Here is a 16,211-nt window from a genome sequence, read left to right as displayed (position 1 = left end):
AATAGATAGAAGGGGCAGCATTTGACGTATCTGTCTTTGCTAACAGACGGATAGGGGATGTGCGGTGCACATCCCCTTTTGTAAGAAAGTCAGATAAGATGACTGCGGACTTCATCGAGCATTGTTGTCATCCGGCGAATATCATCCTCCTGTAACTGCAGTTCCAGGGCTTTGGCATTATCAAGAATCTGTTCCGGTTTCCGGGCGCCGCACAGGATGTTCAGGTTATTTATAGCAGAAGCGGTATAACGAATGACCAGGTTTGCCGGGGAACAGCCGTATTTTTCCGTAAGGGGCGTCCATTTCTCCATCATATCAAGAATGAGCTTTCTGTTTTCAGGTTTCCAGAAACGGTTTTTATTTCTCACATCCGTGGAAGAGAGCACTGTATCCATAGTCACCTTACCGGTCAGCAGTCCCTGTTCCAGAGGAGAGTAGGCCTGGATGGACACCTGGTTTTCTTCACATACAGGGACCAGTTCCGAGGCAATGCGGGTATCCACAATGCTGTATTTTTCCTGAATCACATCAAGCTGCCCAAAACGGCAGTATTGGCGGACGATATCCGCGTTTACATTGGAAGCTCCGATGGCACGGATTTTCCCTTCTTTTTTCAAATCCATCAGTACGCCTACGGTCTCTTCCAGAGGATAGAGGGCGAAGTCCGGAGACTGCCAGTGGGTGTAGTAGATATCAATATAATCTGTCTGCAGGCGGCGCAGGCTGTCCTCCAGATTTTTGCGGATGCCTTTGGGGGACAGGTCCCGGTATACCTTACGGCCTTCCATGACTTTGTGGAAACAGGGTGTTTCATAATCCCATTCCAGTCCGCATTTGGTAGAGAGCAGAACTTTGTCACGTTTTCCCTTCAGGGCTTTTCCCACAACCTCCTCGCTGTGGCCGATGCCGTAGACCGGAGCTGTATCAAACCAGAGAATCCCATGCTCCATGGCCTCCGAAATGGTACGGATGGAGAGGGCATCATCGTTTTCACCCCACCAGGTACCGCCGCCGATGGCCCAGGTTCCCATGGCGATGTATGGAGAGCATATATCTGATTTTCCAATAGAGAGTGTCTTCATATTTTCCTTCTTTCCCGCTGTGTGAAGCAGCGTATTGTTATATCTGTGCATCGGGGAGCGTATTGCCGGGCACAGTGTAAACAGTAACGTTATTATAAAAATTTCCTGAAGTCCTGTCAATGGGTATGGCTTTTCCGGTGAAAGAAAAGTATAATGGAGATAGTCAGCTGCAGGGCTGTTTTACGGAAATCCTGTTTACAACTGATAAAAAGTTTCAGTGATGATTGGGAGGAAAAAACATGTATAAAGCATTTAAAATGAAACTATATCCCGGCTTTGAGGAGGAATATGAGAGACGCCATAATGAACTCTGGCCTGAAATGAGAGAGATGATCCACACCCATGGAGGTAAGAATTACTCTATTTTTCTGGACCGTGAGACCCTTACCTTATTTGGGTACATAGAAATTGATAATGAAGAACTATGGGCAAAAGGGGCAGACACTGTGATCAATCGGAAATGGTGGGATTTTATGGCGGATATTATGGAGACAAATCCTGACAACAGCCCGGTTTCCGTGGACTTAAAACCTCTGTTCCATCTGGACTGATACAGCCTGCCGAAAGCGATTTTTTAAACACGCTCCGGAAGAAGCAGAAAATCCTGAAATCAGGGAATCATAAATGCGGAGGACACGCCAATGAATAACGATAAAGTATATCAGATGAGTTTTTCAAAGATTTATTCGCTTCTGGTCAATAAAGCACTGAAAAAAGGACGGCAGAAAGAAGAAGTGGATGAAATCATCTGCTGGCTCACAGGATACAGTCATGACGAAATCGATGCGATGACTGAGAATCCCATAACTTATGCCGCCTTTTTTGAAAATGCGCCGAATATGAATCCGAACAGAAAATTGATCAAAGGAACCGTATGCGGTATCAGAGTGGAGGAGATTGAGGAACCCCTTATGCAGGAAATCAGATACCTTGATAAACTGATCGATGAACTTGCAAGAGGAAAGGCAATGGATAAAATATTAAGAACATGAGGGGTTCTGCTGATCCCAAATGCCATACGGGAACTTTTGAGGTACAATTAGATATAATTTAAGGAGTTCCAGTACCCGCACATCAAATTTAACAAAAGGAGAAAACAGATCATGGCTTTTATCCAAATGAATTTATTATCACAAAATTTAATGCGTACAGTTCCGGTGAATGTGATCCTGCCGGCAGACAAGCAGCAGATGCCGGGAATGCCGGCCAGAGAGGAGAAACCATACAAAACGCTTTACCTGCTCCACGGAATCTTCGGAAACTATATGGATTGGGTGACAGGGACTAAGATCATGCGGTATGCGGAAGAGCACGATCTGGCGGTGGTCATGCCTTCAGGAGATAATTCTTTTTATGTGGATCACCCGGAAGCCATGAACAATTACGGGAAGTTTGTGGGAAAAGAGTTAGTGGAGTTGACCCGGAAAATGTTTCCTCTTTCAAGAAAAAAGGAAGATACCTTTATCGGCGGCCTGTCAATGGGCGGAGCCGGAGCTTTGCTAAACGGGCTGAAGTATCATGAGACATTCGGATATATTGTGTCTCTTTCCGGAGCGTTCCTGATAGAGGAGCTGCCCCACAGGACAAACGATACCGTAAATGTGCTTGAAAGAAGAGATTACGCAGAGAGCATCTGGGGAAATCTTGATCAAGTGGCTGAAAGTGAGAATAACCCCAAATATCTCGTCAGACGAATAAAAGAAGAGCACGCAGAATTTCCTGAAGTGTACATAGCATGCGGAGAACAGGACGGCCTGAGAGACGTTAATCTGGATATGTATCATTTTCTGAAAGAAAACGGGGTGAATGCAGTATATGAAAGCGGTGCAGGAGCTCATGAATGGGATTTCTGGGATACTTATATCAAACGTGCCATGGAATGGCTTCCCACAGAGAATACAGGGTTGGGAAGAAACAGCGGGAATGTCGGTATATAGCTGGCAGGACAGTATGGTGGTTCCTGCAAGAGCAACACCGGAACATTATGGTCTCAGGGATGTTGCCCATGATGAGTCGGAAGCAAGAGATTTGCTGCAGGGATAAGAAGATTTTTCTATTAAGAAGAAGCATGCCGGGAAATACCTGATGATACAGGAATCCTGACATGCTTCTGTTTTCGTCTGCGGACAGCCGTTCCTACTTATCTGTGAAATCCACATGCGTGCTGTAAAGGGCATGTTCCTCTAAATATTCCGCAAAAGTTTTCGTTTTCCGTTTTGTTTCGTAGTCCTCAGCCCAATAATACTGCACCAGCCCTGACCAGAATTGTTCGTTTTCAAAGAGAAAAATCGAGACCGTATCCGTATTCCGCTCATAAGTCTGGTATGTATTTCTTGTATTTTCTCCCTGGAAATCCAGGAAATCGCCGTTGGCGTCACAGATGACAAGAGCATAGTCGTATGCTTTCGTACCTTCCGGATGAACGTAAGTGGCAGTTATCTCGAAGGGCGTTTTAACAACCTCCTTAATGCCGACTCCTTTGTCATTCACGTCATTTAAAGTGACTGTCTGTATCTGTGCCGGGTCGATTTTAAGATCAAATTTGAAGTTCCAGTTACCCTTGTAAACTTTGGATTCCTGTCCGTCTAAGTGTCTGCAGATCCCTTCCTCCCCTGTCACGGGATCGATGTAGGTATCCTCGACCCAGCCACTGTAAATATAGCCAGATAAACTGCTGATATTCAGTTCATACTGGAAGGTTTCAGGCACCTCAGTATCCTGTTCCAGGCGGAAATTGGCAGCTCCGGTCTCTGCACGTATGATTCCTATAAAGGTATGCGCATCCTTATAATTCCCCTGTATCTGAAACGGTTCATAAGAACTTTTGGGACTGTCGAAACTGAAGGTGTCAATGCTGTCCATACGAAGTACATCATATCCGTCAATATAGTTTTCATCATATTTTGTAGCCATAAAGTCATCGGGAAATGCTTCTTCATTATAAATCTCCACAGCCAGGTAGACGGCCAGATTATTGCAGTATGTCTCAGTGACGGAGATGGTGATTCCATTAGATTCCTGTATATAAGGGGAGTCTGTCCGGCTGCCTTTATCCTCCGGCAGCAGAATATTGGCCTTGGAGCTGAAATTTCCTTTGTAGCTGACGTCCTTTTCGATTTGGGAGAACAAATGTCCGATGGCAGGCAGCTTACTGGCCATTACAGGATTTTTGAACCCCCATACAAGCAGAAGCGTAATGGCAGCGGCACAGGCACCGGCGGTGAGACAGACTTTGCAGAATACCTTTCGCCTGTGAATTTTCTTGACTTTCCGGAGACTGTTTTCAACAACCTGCCCCAGTTCTTCCGGTATTTTTATTCTGTTATCTTCATACATACAGGTAGTCCTCCTTCAGATATTGTCTGAGCTTTTCCTTAGCCCTGTGGGAATAAGCTTTTACGGAGCCTTCCGGGATGTCCAGGGCAAAGGCAATCTCACTTATTTTCAGGTTCTCAAAATACTGCAGGATAATGATCGTTTTGTAACGCGGCGGAAGAGCGTCCACTGCCTGGTATAAATCTATTTTTTCCTCCGGTGATATGCCCGCATTCGGGCTTTCTGTTATTGCCAGACAGGCGTCTTCATATACGGCGCATACTGGGTTTTTCCTGTAATAGTCGTTTATGGCATTTAACAGGATTCTTGTCATCCAGGTTCGGAAGTATTTCGGTTCCCGCAGACGGCCTATGTTTTCGTAGCCTTTTATGATACATTCGGAAACCATGTCCAGTGCAGTCTGTTCATTTTTTACATGCAGAAAGGCGACACTGTATAAATATTCCTGATATAGATGAATCAGCTCTCCATAGGCTTTTGTATCTCCGCGCATGGCTTTTTTCGCCATTTTTTCTTTGTCCACACATTTTCCTCCCACGTCAGTTTTCATTCATGCATGATGATTATACTGATTAGACTTTAATATAACATAAATGGTTACAATAAAAAAAGAAATATTGCTGTACGAACGAATGTTTGGTAAGATAGTAATGATGAGTTAAGACGGTTCGTTTACGGAGGTACAGGTGATATGGAACAGATGACATTATTTGACGACAGAGGGCAGACGGCTCCCCTTGCAAGCCGCCTGAGGCCGGAGCGTCTGGAGGATTTTGTAGGGCAGGAGCATCTGCTCGGAAGAGGGAAGATGTTGCGTCAGCTCATAGAGCGGGACCAGATCTCTTCCATGATCTTCTGGGGGCCGCCCGGAGTGGGGAAAACCACGCTGGCCAGTATCATTGCGGGAAGGACAAAAGCTGATTTTATTAATTTCAGCGCGGTGACCAGCGGCATCAAAGAGATCAAAGATGTGATGAGCCATGCGGAGACCAGCCGGAGAATGGGAATCCGCACGGTTCTTTTTGTGGACGAGATCCACCGCTTTAACAAAGCCCAGCAGGATGCTTTTCTCCCGTATGTGGAGAAGGGCAGCATTACGCTCATCGGGGCCACCACGGAGAATCCTTCCTTTGAGATCAACGCGGCTCTTTTGTCACGGTGTAAGGTATTTGTGCTGAAGGCACTGGAGGAAAAGGATCTGGTGAAGCTTTTGGAACATGCCCTGGTAAACCCGGCAGGGTTTGGCGGGCAGAATGTCCGTATCACAGAGGAACAGCTTACGGCCATAGCTGTTTTTGCAAACGGAGATGCCAGAACTGCCCTCAACACCTTGGAGATGGCGGTCTTAAACGGAGAAATCACGGCAGAGGGCATTACCGTGACCCGGGAAGGGATGGAGCAGTGCATCAGCAGGAAATCCCTGCTGTATGACAAGACCGGGGAGGAGCATTATAACCTGATATCCGCCCTGCATAAATCCATGCGGAACAGTGACCCGGACGCGGCTATCTATTGGATGTGCCGGATGCTGGAGGGCGGGGAAAATCCTCTCTATATTGCCAGGAGGCTGATACGCTTTGCCAGTGAGGATGTGGGGATGGCGGACAGCAATGCCCTGCAGGTGGCAGTGGCAGCATACCAGGCCTGTCATTTTCTGGGAATGCCGGAGTGCGATGTGCATCTGACACATGCAGTTACATATCTTGCCATGGCGCCGAAATCCAATGCCCTGTATGCTGCCTGCGAGCACTGCAAGGAGGATGTGAAGAATAAAAGAGCAGAACCGGTTCCCCTCCAGCTGCGCAACGCGCCCACAAAGCTTATGAAGGAGCTGGACTACGGACAGGGATATGTCTATGCCCATGATACACAGGAGAAACTGAGCACCATGCAGTGTATGCCGGATTCTCTAAAGGACAGACGCTATTACCACCCCACAGAACAGGGGGAGGAAAAAATCGTCAAAGCGCGTTTGGAGTCTGTTCTGCAGTGGAAGAGAGAACATTCCGAAGAATAGAAGAAAAAACTGAAAAATCAAAAAGAAGCTTTGTAAAAATCAGGAAATTCGTTTATAATAGAAGTATAAAGTAACTGTCCCGTCAGATCTGCGCATTGACTGCGCTGACCGTGTATAAGAGCAGTTATGTATAGAAACCATGAATACAAGGAGGTAATTGTGTATGAAACATTATGAACTGATTCATGAGATTTATAATCTGTGTGACGGACATCCGGATTCCCAGATCAAAGAAGTGGATACTGATGATCTGGACACTTACATGAAGGGTTTGACCAGCAAAGTTTCCACCTGTGAGAAGACAGAGCGTGAGGACGGTTCCGTTGTGTACGAAGTTGTGACCAACGGCGTAAAAGAGAGGTATACCTTTACAGAGGCGTGAGAACAGGGGAGATGCGATTTTTCGCATCTCCTTTTCACACGGAGAATAAAGAGAAATACAGATGCGCATCCTTACAGATAGGAAAGAAAAAAGGAGGGCTTATGTGCGGCAGATATTATATTGATGATGATACCATCAGGGAAATGGAAAAATTGGTACGCCAGATTGATAAAAAACTGCTGGAAGAAAAGAGCCGGGATGTATTTCCCTCCCAGAGTGCACCTGTGGTCACGGGAAGAGAGGGAGAGCTGTGCGGGGAGGAGCTTATGTGGGGATTTCCCGGATTTGAAAAAAGCCGGGTGATCTTTAACGCAAGGCAGGAGACAGCACTGGAAAAGAGAACATTTCGTGACAGCCTTCTTCTTCGGAGATGCGTGATTCCGGCCAAAAATTTCTATGAGTGGGATAAAAAGAAAGAAAAGTACACATTTACAAGACCTGACGGCAGAATTTTATTTTTTGCCGGCATTTATAACCGGTATGGAGAGGAAGAACGGTTTGTGATCCTGACCACGCAGGCCAATGACTCCATGCGCCGGATTCATGACAGGATGCCCCTGATCCTGGAGGAACGGCAGGTTAAGGACTGGATCTTCAGCAGACAGAAGGCGGAAGACCTGCTTGGGCAGACACCGGTCATGCTTTATAATAGTACAGAATATGAGCAACAGACACTGGACCTGCAGTAGCGGGTCCTTTTTCCATGAATCACCTATTTAAAACAGAACATATGTTCTGATATAATTCTTACATGAATAGAATGTAATGAGGTGATGAAAATGGAGAAGGTCATTTTTCATGTGGATGTCAACAGCGCCTATCTGTCCTGGGAGGCGGTATACAGAAGGAAATACAGGGGAGAAGTTCTGGATCTGCGGGATATTCCTTCCGCGGTGGGAGGGGATGTAAACCAGAGGCATGGAATCATTCTGGCGAAATCCATGCCGGCAAAAGCATATGGAATCCGTACCGGTGACTCGATCTGGGAGGCCAGGCAGAAGTACGGCCCCCTTACCATTGTACCTCCCGATTACAGCCTCTATGACAGGAGTTCCCATGCCCTGCTGACTCTTTTGAGGGAATATTCCCCGGATGTGGAGCAGTATTCTATTGACGAGGCATACGTGGATATGAGCGGCACGCAAAAACTTTTCGGATCCCCGGAACAGGCGGCTGACCGTATCCGTGAAAGAATCCGGGAAGAGCTGGGATTTACCGTCAATATCGGTATCTCTGAGAACAAGCTGCTGGCAAAGATGGCTTCTGATTTCAGGAAGCCTGACAGGACGCACACCCTTTTTGCGCAGGAGATTCCGCTGAAGCTGTGGCCCCTTCCTGTAAGTGAGCTGTTTTTTGTGGGGAGGGCTTCGGCAAAAAAGCTCTGTAATCTGGGTATCTATACCATAGGGGATCTGGCGCGGACTGATGTGGAGATACTGAAACGGCACATGAAGAAGCAGGGGGAACTTATCTGGAATTTTGCCAACGGAAGAGACTTTTCCCTGGTGGAGGCTGTGCCGCCGCCCAACAAGGGATATGGAAATTCCACCACCATTCCGGTGGATGTGACATCTGCGTCTCAGGCATCCCTGGTGCTTCTGGCTCTGGCGGAAACGGTGGGAGCCAGGCTTAGAAAGGACGGAAAGAAGGCAGAAGTGCTGTCTGTGAGTATCAAGGATTATCTTTTTCAGACTGCCTCTCATCAGTGCCGGCTTCCGGCTCCCACGAACATTACAGAGGAGCTGCACCGCCATGCCTGCAGTCTCTTTCTGAAACTCTGGGACGGGCTTCCCATCCGGCATCTGGGCATACACACAGGCAGGATACAGGATGAAAATGCCATGCGGCAGATGGAACTTTTTGACACAAGGGATTACGGGAAACTGGAGCGGCTGGACCGGGCCGTGGACACCATACGGAGGCGGTATGGTATGGATGCGGTAAAGCGGGCCGTGTTCCTGGAATCCCCCATTGACCATATGAGCGGCGGGATGTCCAGGGAGAAACGTTACCGCTGTGAACACTGAGAGGAGAGAGAATTATGGCATTCGGCACAGATATCCATATGGAGAAAGCGGATGCAGGCAGTATCCGGGGAGAACAAAAGAGCATTGCCGTGGGCTGCTGGTTTACCAGCAAAGGGGATACCAGCCTGCAGCTTTTAAAATACCAGGATGAGGAAGGACAGATCCACACGGTCCGCAGCATCCGGGTCCTTTGCAGGGAGGAAAAACACTACAATGGCATTCCCACACTGGAATATGTCTGTAAAATAGAAGAAGAGGGATATGAGACAGAGATAAAACTCATCTTTTTTCTGGAGGAACACCGCTGGGCAATGATAAAGAATGCCCCGTCTGCTCAGCCGGCAGACGGGGTGATTTGTACCGAAGATCAGGAGATATGCAGATGAAAATACTGTTCCAGCACAGGGAGGAATTCCTCCTCCGTTATCTGCCGGACGGTCTTTTCACCGTTTTCCGAACAGGTGAAAATGTCTCCCATCAGGGACACACTTCCTCCCGGCGTCCGCAGATTCACCATGCGCAGACGCGGAAAGACAGAATGTTCGTGGGTGGAGGCAAAGGCGTTCAAAGCCACAAAATCCACCGGTTCACAGGGAACAGGGGAAAAGCTCATGACAGTGGAAAACGTATCTTTGGAGCAGTAGGAAAGCTTCCACCAGAAAGCATCTGTCTGGTCAAGACGGAAGGTCTGGCCTTTGATGCATTCCTCTAAGCCGTCCACAAGGGGCATGGAGGCAGCGGGCATGGGACCGCCGTATCCCACGTCACAGAAATGCTGCTGCCCGTCTATCCGCACAAGGTTGATCCGGTGGGAAATCGGGGGGATGAACTCGTCATCGCAGTCCCGGATGATTCTGGCCATACAGGGTGTGACTTCATACCCACAGGCAGTGAGCAGGGAGGCAAAAAGTGCATTCAGTTCATAACAGTATCCGCCCCGTTTTTTCAACACGATCTTTTCATACAGAGAGGAGATGGACAGGGATGCGGTTCTCTTGAATTCACACACATCCAGATCCTCGAAGGGGACATGGAGCTGGTGGGCGTAGATGAGCCGGTCCAGATTCTCCTTGTCAGCCGCCGGCACAGCGGTAAGTCCCAGACGTTTCAGATAGGGTTTTGTCTGGGGAATGGGTTCATACAATTCTTCGTACATAGTAATAAATCCTTTTCTCTTTTTGTATTTACGTACCGCTGCCGCAGGCTTTTGACAGCGGAAAATCCATAAAACAAGTATAGCATATACAGGGGAATTATGATACTATTTTGGTGACAGTAAAATGAAAAAAATGCCTGTTTTCCAGAGAAAAGAGGCGATAAAGGAGCCGGCAGAGAAATGGAAAAAAACGAAATTCTGATGATACACGGAAAAGACTACAAAGAGATGACAAAGCGCCTTTTAAGAGAGGCAGAACTGGACACACGGATACCTGACAGAAGATGCCGCATCGGCATTAAGCCCAATCTGGTATCCCCCACAGAGGCTTCCTACGGGGCTACCACACACCCGGAGATCATTGCCGGGATTCTGGAATATCTGCAGGAGAGAAACTATGAAAACCTGGTGATCCTGGAGGGCTCCTGGGTGGGAGACCGGACTGCGGAGGCTTTTCAGGTGTGCGGATATGACAGTCTGGCAAAGCAATACGGGGTAGAACTTGTGGATACCCAGAAGGACAGCACCACATCCTGTGACTGTGCGGGAATGCAGCTGCAGATCTGTGACAGTGCCCTGGCCCTTGATTTTCTGATCAATGTGCCTGTGCTGAAGGGACACTGCCAGACAAAGGTCACCTGTGCCCTGAAAAACATGAAGGGGCTGATACCCAATAAAGAGAAGAGACATTTTCACGCCATGGGGCTGCACAAGCCGATTGCTCATCTGAACACAGTATTGCGCCAGGATTTCATTGTGGTGGACAACATCTGCGGGGACCTGGACTTTGAGGACGGGGGCAATCCGGTGGTGATGGACAGGATTTTAGCGGCAGCCGACCCGGTGCTCTGTGACACCTATGTATGCCATCTTCTGAATTATGAAACAGAGGAGGTGCCATATATAAAAATAGCGGAGAAGCTGGGAGTGGGAAGCGCTGATTTTTCAAAAGCCGTGCTTCGCGCCTGCAATGAACAGGAGCATTCCGTTCATGTGCCTGTCAAGAGAAAAATCGTGGAGCTTCAGGACGCTGTGGAGGAGGTGGAATCCTGCAGTGCCTGTTATGGATATCTGATCCCTGCTCTGGACCAACTGAAGGAGGAAGGGCTTTTCAAAGAGCTGAAGACAAAGATCTGCATCGGACAGGGATTTCAGAAAAAATCCGGGGAGCTTGGAATCGGTAATTGTACCAGATGCTTCCGGCACTCCCTGAAGGGATGTCCGCCAACGGAGAATCAGATCTATGAATTTTTAAAAGATTATATTGAAAAACAGGAATAAAAGGAAGGGCGCCTTTGCAGCGGGAACTGCAGGGCGCCCTTTTAAAGGGTATTAACCAAAAACCACTTTGCTGTATTTATCTATTTCCTCGGTCACTGTCTCATAGACACCGGGGAAGGTACTCATGGGAAGTCCCTGAGAAGTGTTGGGGATGAAATACAATCTGCCGTTTTCCTCGCAGGCACGCCGTACTTCTTTTGCGATCACTTCTCTTGTCCAGCCTTCATAATCCACTTTTGCACTGTCTATGCCGCCCATAAAAGAAAGTTTCCCGCCGTATTTTGCGATCAGATCCGGGATATTGTTGGAGCACATGACTCCCTGCCATACATCAATACCCATCTCAACCATGTAGGGAACCAGGGTTGCCGCATAGGAATCAGAGTGATGTATGATCACTTCCACACCCATGGATTTGTACATCCCGTAAATCTTCTTATAGGACGGAAGGTAGAATTCCTCAAACATTTCCGGTGAGATGAAGGTGGAAGTCTGGCTTCCCCAGTCGTCGTGGTGGAACAGGGCATCCGGTTTTAAATGCGTACAGATTTCCTCCGCAAGGGACAGCTCGTATTCCGTCAGATAGTCGATCAGCTCGTGCATGTATTCAGGCTCCTCATAGAAGTTGATGAGGGTGTTCTGAATCTCACCCAGGTGGTGGCACTGTTCAAAAAGCCCCGGCGCCACGAAGGGGGTAGCAAAATATTCTTTCCGGTCCACCTCTTCCGCCTGTTTGATAAACGGCTCCCACTCCGCCTCCGAATATTTGGTGGCGGGGGCATGGACATAATCTCTCCAGTGGGTAATATCCTTGATGACAATGGTTTCCGGCTTGTGTACCGGGAAAGGTCCCGGTGTTCCGGCCGGCCATGAATTTACGATTCCCCAGTCATTCACCACATATAGATCCCCGGGGCCGGGCATTGGGCTGTGCATCATAACGGGATTGTAAAGTATCCGGAAAGCTTCATATTGGTTGACAAAACGGTCAGGTCTGCCGCCCCGGATGGTTTCCAGGAAATTTTCTCTTTTCGTCAGCATATAGTTTCCTCCTGTAAAGGGGTGCTTTTACTGCTCAGCCTGTTTTGGGAAAGGGTTGTAGATCAAAAATACAACGCCCAGTACCGCAATGATCACAGTTTCCACCAGCAGCGGAGAGTAAATATTTTCACCGCAGATCGCTTTCAGCAGAGACAGCCAGAAGCTGCTGAGGAAGCCGCCCAGGTTCATAAGTGCCATGACAATGGAAGTTCCGATCGCCACTGTGGAAGGCGGGGTACGCATACCAACCAGTGTGAAGGCTGCAGGCATGATCACGGAGAATGCGAATCCGATCAAAATAGTACCTGCTGACATGACCACCATGGTTTTGCCTATGTAAATGCAGTAAGCGCCGATTGCCCAGAGGAAGAAGGCAATGGGAAGACAGAAACGTTTCATTATCTTGAAGATCGTACCGAACAGGAAACCTGCCACACATCCGGCAACTGTGTAAAGGGACAGAGCTGTTGCAGCCATGGTCGCACCGCCGGCACCCTTCATTTCAAACATCAGGGACATGTTCAGCATAACAGGGTAGTTCAATACATTAAACAGCAGAAACAAAATGGCAATGGTGTATACAAAAGGTGATATTTTGTCTTTTGCTGCCGGTTTGCCGCCGGTTTCCTGCTGTACAGGAGCTTTTTCCGGTTCCGGCAGGAAGATCAGACATACGATGGAGATGACGCCCAGAAGATGTCCGAAGAAGGTGGTCTTCCAGCCGATATCAGCCAGAGCGCCGCCAAGCATCTGGAGAATAATACCGCCGCCGTTCATAAGCAGTGTGCCGTATCCCAGGTAAGCTGCCTGTTTCTGGCCTTCATACAGACCGATGATCAGTGCGTTTCCAAGAGGAGCCATGAGGCCCAGGCCGATACCTACCAGTGCGCGTGTCACCAGGATAAAGGCAAAGGAACCGCCCACGATGGCGGGAAGTGTGCCGGATACAGTGAAAATAATACAGCCGGTCAGGGCCAGGGTGCGGTATTTTACCTTTTTCCCTGCCACAGTACCTGCCCATAGAGTGGCAAATACCACGAAGAGGGTGGGAAGGGTGGATATCAGGGAAAAGTTGTTGTCAGGAAAAGCTGCTGCCAGTTTCGCCATAGCAGGCGTCACAACAGTAAATCCCATGGATACAAAATATAGAGATAGTATGGCTATGGTCTCTTTCAGACCAACCTTATTTTTCGTAGTGCTCATACGAAAGCCTCCTTTTTCTTTTCATTCTCTCTTTTTGTGCTGCGGTCAGTTGGTTTCGCATTTTCCGGAAATAACAGCAAAATCAGTGTTCTGCATATATTGTTTGAATGTTCTGCAGAATTACCGAACAACTACTATACTTAGATTATAAGAAAAAGGAGATATAAAAACTACAGTTGGGAAATACGAAATTTTATGGAAAAACAGGTGATTATTCGTACTGCATAAGAAAAATGGCAGAGATGTGCAGAAAACTAAAAAAATTGCAGAAGTCTGTACACGTCTAGGGAACAGACTCCTGCGATGACAGCCGGCAGATGTGCGGCATTAAATACAGCCGAAAAGTTTCAGGATACGGATGGAGAGCTTCATATAATCACGGGTATAACCTTCCTCCAGATTGCAGCTAAGCTCCTCCGTTATTTTTTTGATTCGGTACACCAGTGTATTCCTGTGGACAAACAGTTCTTCGGAAGTGTGAAGAAGAGAGCGCTCATTGTTCAGATAAGCCGCCATGGTGCGCACCCGTTCTGTGGGCTGATTCAAATCCAGTCGGTGAAACCGGATGATGTCCGGATGGCAGGCCGCCAGAAGGACATCAGGGGCACTGTTTTTGATTATGTAGTCAATGGCCCTGGGATAAAAATCATAGTAATGTTTGTCCGGCAGCTTTTCCTCCAGGGCAAAAAGTGCCTGTTTGTAGTGATATTGAATGTCTTTTAGGAAACAGGACGGAAGGCTGATGCCGGCTCGCATATGGTTATGGCGCACAAGGCGGCTCAGGCGGTGTTTTAAAGTGTCAGAGGTCTCCCGTTTTTCATTATAGAGAAGCACCACGCTGCCATCCAGGCAGAAGATCTCACAGTGGGGCAGCTGCTGGGATATCATGTGGGCAGCCAGAAGAAGCACCTGTTCCTCCAGAACCCCGTTTTCCCCGTGAAACACCCAGAGGCCGTAGGTATCCTCTGTGGACCAGTCATTGACTTCCAACTGCCGTCCAAGCTCTCTGTCACTGACGGAAACCCCCTTGATCAAATCTCGGAATACACTGTAATGGTCACCATCCGGAGGCGCGGCAGGCCCTGCTTTTCCCATGGAAACAGCAAGAAGCCGTGTGATATGGTCCAGAAGCTGGCAGTCCCCGGTATTGAGCTTTCGGTTTCGTTCCACCAGGGTGATCCGTCCGCACTGGGCACGGTCATAATAGATAAATGATGAGAGGCAGTCAGAGAGTGCTTTCCTGTCAAAATGATATTTGGTGGCTCCCACATTAAAAAAGTTCTGGTCTGTGCAGTCACGTCTCATAAAACGGATGCTGTCAATGGAGCTGCAGCCGTATTCCATCAGGTGTGCCCACTCCTCGTCCACATAAACCTCTTTATACTGCTGGCTGTATGCAAGAACATTGCAGTTGGCGTCCAGCAGGACCATGGGATTGTGGAAACAGTGCCAGCTTTCATCCAGGATCTTCTGGTAATCCCCCTGTTCCGCGGCTGAGACGATGGCGGCATCCCAGTCCTCATAAAAATCAAAGATGCCCTGAATGATTTCAAAGGCTTCGTCAAATTGTATATCTTTCAGTCTGATGGTGTCGTTTTCCCATTGGCAGATAACGTCGTTTCCGCTGGGAAACACATAAACGCAGTTGGTGGCATAGGCACGCCGGGCACTCTTTAAAACAGCAGGCGAACCATCGCTGATCTGGAACTCAGGATTCAGCGGTTTGAGCCTGTTGGCTATCATCCACATACTCAGTTTCATAATAAAAATCCCCCTGTTCTGCATAAGCAGGTTATGCTGATATGCAGCTTTATATCAAAGTATAATACAATCTGCAGAAAAAGTCGAGAGGTGTCGGCAGAGAAAGCGGCAAAAAACCCGCCGGAGAAGGAAAATCCGGCGGGTCAAAGTGTCAGGTGAAATGGGAGACGAACCTGGTATGGGTCACGCTCTCCATTCCGTCCAGAATGATTTCGTATGCTTTTTTGGCATCCTCTTTTGTTGCCTCTTCTGTATCGCCCATAGGATATTTAAGTCCCAGATTCTCGTACTTGATTTTCCCCATGGAGTGATAAGGAAGAACCTCCACGGCCTTCAGATTCTTAAGGGTACCGAGAAATTTTCCAAGGGAACGGAGGGATTCCCGGTCACAGGTAATGCCGGGAACCGCCACATGGCGGACCCAGAGGGGAATCCGGTGCGCGTCCAGATATCCGGCGAACTGAAGGATATCTTTGTTGGAATGCCCAGTCAGGTTTTTGTGGGTTTCATCGTGGATATGTTTAATGTCCAGCATGACCAGATCCGTGGACTTTAGGAGCCGGTCTAACTTCCCAAGGTACTTTGAACTGCCGCCCCGGAAGGTAACATCGGAGGTGTCCAGGCAGGTGTGGATACCCTGTGCCTTTGCCTTTTCAAACAGCTCTGTCAGGAAGGAAAGCTGCAGAAGCGGCTCTCCCCCTGTGGCGGTAAGACCGCCCGTGGAATAGAAGGCACGGTTCCGGTTCACGGAGGCTATGATCTCCTCTGTGTCCATGAGCCGGCCCTCCCCGGGGTTCCAGGTATCAGGATTGTGGCAGTACAGACAGCGCATGGGACAGCCCTGGAAAAATACCACATAGCGGACTCCCGGGCCGTCCACGGTTCCGAAGCTTTCCAGAGAGTGGATATATCCTTTCATGTGGAC

At 48.3% G+C, this 16,211-nt stretch carries 17 protein-coding genes; 9 read left to right on the top strand and 8 right to left on the bottom strand.

From position 1 onward, the window contains the following. Positions 1-89: 89 nt before the first annotated feature. Positions 90-1,082 carry an aldo/keto reductase gene (locus LC508_RS06680; RefSeq protein WP_033140617.1) on the bottom strand — a complete coding sequence of 331 codons (993 nt, stop codon included), beginning with the start codon at positions 1,080-1,082 and terminating at the stop codon, positions 90-92. Positions 1,083-1,321: 239 nt separating this feature from the next. On the opposite strand from LC508_RS06680, the gene rhaM reads away from it, so the two are divergent. The 3 genes from rhaM (at position 1,322) to LC508_RS06665 (ending at position 3,019) form a co-directional block, all read left to right on the top strand. After that, positions 1,322-1,633 carry an L-rhamnose mutarotase gene (gene rhaM, locus LC508_RS06675; protein WP_033140504.1) on the top strand — a complete coding sequence of 104 codons (312 nt, stop codon included), beginning with the start codon at positions 1,322-1,324 and terminating at the stop codon, positions 1,631-1,633. A gap of 90 nt (positions 1,634-1,723) precedes the next feature. After that, entirely contained in the window at positions 1,724-2,074 is a 351-nt protein-coding gene (locus LC508_RS06670) for a DUF2200 domain-containing protein (RefSeq protein ID WP_103731688.1), read from the top strand. A 111-nt stretch (positions 2,075-2,185) separates the two neighbouring features. Beyond that, the gene (locus LC508_RS06665; RefSeq protein WP_118594104.1) at positions 2,186-3,019 is read left to right on the top strand and encodes an alpha/beta hydrolase; all 834 of its coding nucleotides are present in this window, start codon (positions 2,186-2,188) and stop codon (positions 3,017-3,019) included. Positions 3,020-3,218: 199 nt separating this feature from the next. Here LC508_RS06665 and LC508_RS06660 read toward each other — a convergent pair whose 3' ends face one another. After that, entirely contained in the window at positions 3,219-4,418 is a 1,200-nt protein-coding gene (locus LC508_RS06660) for a DUF4179 domain-containing protein (RefSeq protein WP_103731690.1), read from the bottom strand. After that, complete coding sequence (locus LC508_RS06655) at positions 4,411-4,941, bottom strand: sigma-70 family RNA polymerase sigma factor (protein ID WP_052099268.1); 531 nt, start codon at positions 4,939-4,941, stop codon at positions 4,411-4,413. Before LC508_RS06655 ends, LC508_RS06660 begins: the two co-directional genes overlap by 8 nt. Before the next feature lie 168 nt (positions 4,942-5,109). Here LC508_RS06655 and LC508_RS06650 point away from each other — a divergent pair, with 168 nt between their 5' ends. From LC508_RS06650 to LC508_RS06630, 5 genes are all read left to right on the top strand, one after another. Continuing rightward, positions 5,110-6,435: a replication-associated recombination protein A gene (locus LC508_RS06650; RefSeq protein ID WP_103731691.1), complete on the top strand. Its 1,326-nt coding sequence runs from the start codon at positions 5,110-5,112 to the stop codon at positions 6,433-6,435. Positions 6,436-6,598: 163 nt separating this feature from the next. Further along, a complete protein-coding gene (locus tag LC508_RS06645) occupies positions 6,599-6,817 on the top strand; it encodes a hypothetical protein (protein ID WP_033140498.1) in 219 nt (72 codons plus the stop codon). Between the two features lie 101 nt (positions 6,818-6,918). Further along, positions 6,919-7,506, top strand: a complete 588-nt coding sequence (locus LC508_RS06640) for an SOS response-associated peptidase (protein WP_033140616.1) — start codon at positions 6,919-6,921, stop codon at positions 7,504-7,506. Positions 7,507-7,596: 90 nt separating this feature from the next. Next, entirely contained in the window at positions 7,597-8,844 is a 1,248-nt protein-coding gene (locus LC508_RS06635; protein WP_330425235.1) for a Y-family DNA polymerase, read from the top strand. 14 nt (positions 8,845-8,858) lie between these two features. After that, positions 8,859-9,230: a hypothetical protein gene (locus LC508_RS06630; protein ID WP_052099265.1), complete on the top strand. Its 372-nt coding sequence runs from the start codon at positions 8,859-8,861 to the stop codon at positions 9,228-9,230. On the opposite strand, the gene LC508_RS06625 is transcribed toward LC508_RS06630, so the two are convergent. Continuing rightward, positions 9,212-10,000, bottom strand: coding sequence for an arylamine N-acetyltransferase family protein (locus tag LC508_RS06625; RefSeq protein WP_052099263.1), 789 nt, complete (start codon positions 9,998-10,000; stop codon positions 9,212-9,214). The genes LC508_RS06630 and LC508_RS06625 overlap by 19 nt on opposite strands. Before the next feature lie 180 nt (positions 10,001-10,180). On the opposite strand from LC508_RS06625, the gene LC508_RS06620 reads away from it, so the two are divergent. Next, a complete protein-coding gene (locus tag LC508_RS06620) occupies positions 10,181-11,281 on the top strand; it encodes a DUF362 domain-containing protein (RefSeq protein WP_033140496.1) in 1,101 nt (366 codons plus the stop codon). 51 nt (positions 11,282-11,332) lie between these two features. On the opposite strand, the gene LC508_RS06615 is transcribed toward LC508_RS06620, so the two are convergent. From LC508_RS06615 to pflA, 4 genes are all read right to left on the bottom strand, one after another. Beyond that, entirely contained in the window at positions 11,333-12,322 is a 990-nt protein-coding gene (locus tag LC508_RS06615) for a uroporphyrinogen decarboxylase family protein (protein WP_033140495.1), read from the bottom strand. A 27-nt stretch (positions 12,323-12,349) separates the two neighbouring features. Continuing rightward, positions 12,350-13,525 carry an MFS transporter gene (locus tag LC508_RS06610; protein ID WP_054351110.1) on the bottom strand — a complete coding sequence of 392 codons (1,176 nt, stop codon included), beginning with the start codon at positions 13,523-13,525 and terminating at the stop codon, positions 12,350-12,352. 327 nt (positions 13,526-13,852) lie between these two features. Beyond that, entirely contained in the window at positions 13,853-15,286 is a 1,434-nt protein-coding gene (locus LC508_RS06605; RefSeq protein WP_033140494.1) for a PucR family transcriptional regulator, read from the bottom strand. Positions 15,287-15,437: 151 nt separating this feature from the next. Further along, positions 15,438-16,205: a pyruvate formate-lyase-activating protein gene (gene pflA / locus LC508_RS06600; protein ID WP_054351113.1), complete on the bottom strand. Its 768-nt coding sequence runs from the start codon at positions 16,203-16,205 to the stop codon at positions 15,438-15,440. Positions 16,206-16,211: the final 6 nt, after the last annotated feature.

The sequence above is a fragment of the Blautia parvula genome (assembly GCF_020215665.1).
Lineage (GTDB): Bacteria > Bacillota > Clostridia > Lachnospirales > Lachnospiraceae > Blautia > Blautia celeris.
Note: the sequence above shows the minus strand (reverse complement) of the source record. Positions and strands in the feature narration are given on the sequence as shown.

What these genes read in the sequence shown, in the direction of transcription:
- LC508_RS06660 (WP_103731690.1), bottom strand. Translation starts at nt 4,418, where the DNA reads ATGTATGAAGATAACAGAATAAAAATACCGGAAGAACTGGGGCAGGTT.
- LC508_RS06635 (WP_330425235.1), top strand. Translation starts at nt 7,597, where the DNA reads ATGGAGAAGGTCATTTTTCATGTGGATGTCAACAGCGCCTATCTGTCC.
- LC508_RS06645 (WP_033140498.1), top strand. Translation starts at nt 6,599, where the DNA reads ATGAAACATTATGAACTGATTCATGAGATTTATAATCTGTGTGACGGA.
- rhaM (WP_033140504.1), top strand. Translation starts at nt 1,322, where the DNA reads ATGTATAAAGCATTTAAAATGAAACTATATCCCGGCTTTGAGGAGGAA.
- LC508_RS06625 (WP_052099263.1), bottom strand. Translation starts at nt 10,000, where the DNA reads ATGTACGAAGAATTGTATGAACCCATTCCCCAGACAAAACCCTATCTG.
- pflA (WP_054351113.1), bottom strand. Translation starts at nt 16,205, where the DNA reads ATGAAAGGATATATCCACTCTCTGGAAAGCTTCGGAACCGTGGACGGC.
- LC508_RS06605 (WP_033140494.1), bottom strand. Translation starts at nt 15,286, where the DNA reads ATGAAACTGAGTATGTGGATGATAGCCAACAGGCTCAAACCGCTGAAT.
- LC508_RS06610 (WP_054351110.1), bottom strand. Translation starts at nt 13,525, where the DNA reads ATGAGCACTACGAAAAATAAGGTTGGTCTGAAAGAGACCATAGCCATA.
- LC508_RS06620 (WP_033140496.1), top strand. Translation starts at nt 10,181, where the DNA reads ATGGAAAAAAACGAAATTCTGATGATACACGGAAAAGACTACAAAGAG.
- LC508_RS06680 (WP_033140617.1), bottom strand. Translation starts at nt 1,082, where the DNA reads ATGAAGACACTCTCTATTGGAAAATCAGATATATGCTCTCCATACATC.
- LC508_RS06665 (WP_118594104.1), top strand. Translation starts at nt 2,186, where the DNA reads ATGGCTTTTATCCAAATGAATTTATTATCACAAAATTTAATGCGTACA.
- LC508_RS06640 (WP_033140616.1), top strand. Translation starts at nt 6,919, where the DNA reads ATGTGCGGCAGATATTATATTGATGATGATACCATCAGGGAAATGGAA.
- LC508_RS06670 (WP_103731688.1), top strand. Translation starts at nt 1,724, where the DNA reads ATGAATAACGATAAAGTATATCAGATGAGTTTTTCAAAGATTTATTCG.
- LC508_RS06650 (WP_103731691.1), top strand. Translation starts at nt 5,110, where the DNA reads ATGGAACAGATGACATTATTTGACGACAGAGGGCAGACGGCTCCCCTT.
- LC508_RS06630 (WP_052099265.1), top strand. Translation starts at nt 8,859, where the DNA reads ATGGCATTCGGCACAGATATCCATATGGAGAAAGCGGATGCAGGCAGT.
- LC508_RS06615 (WP_033140495.1), bottom strand. Translation starts at nt 12,322, where the DNA reads ATGCTGACGAAAAGAGAAAATTTCCTGGAAACCATCCGGGGCGGCAGA.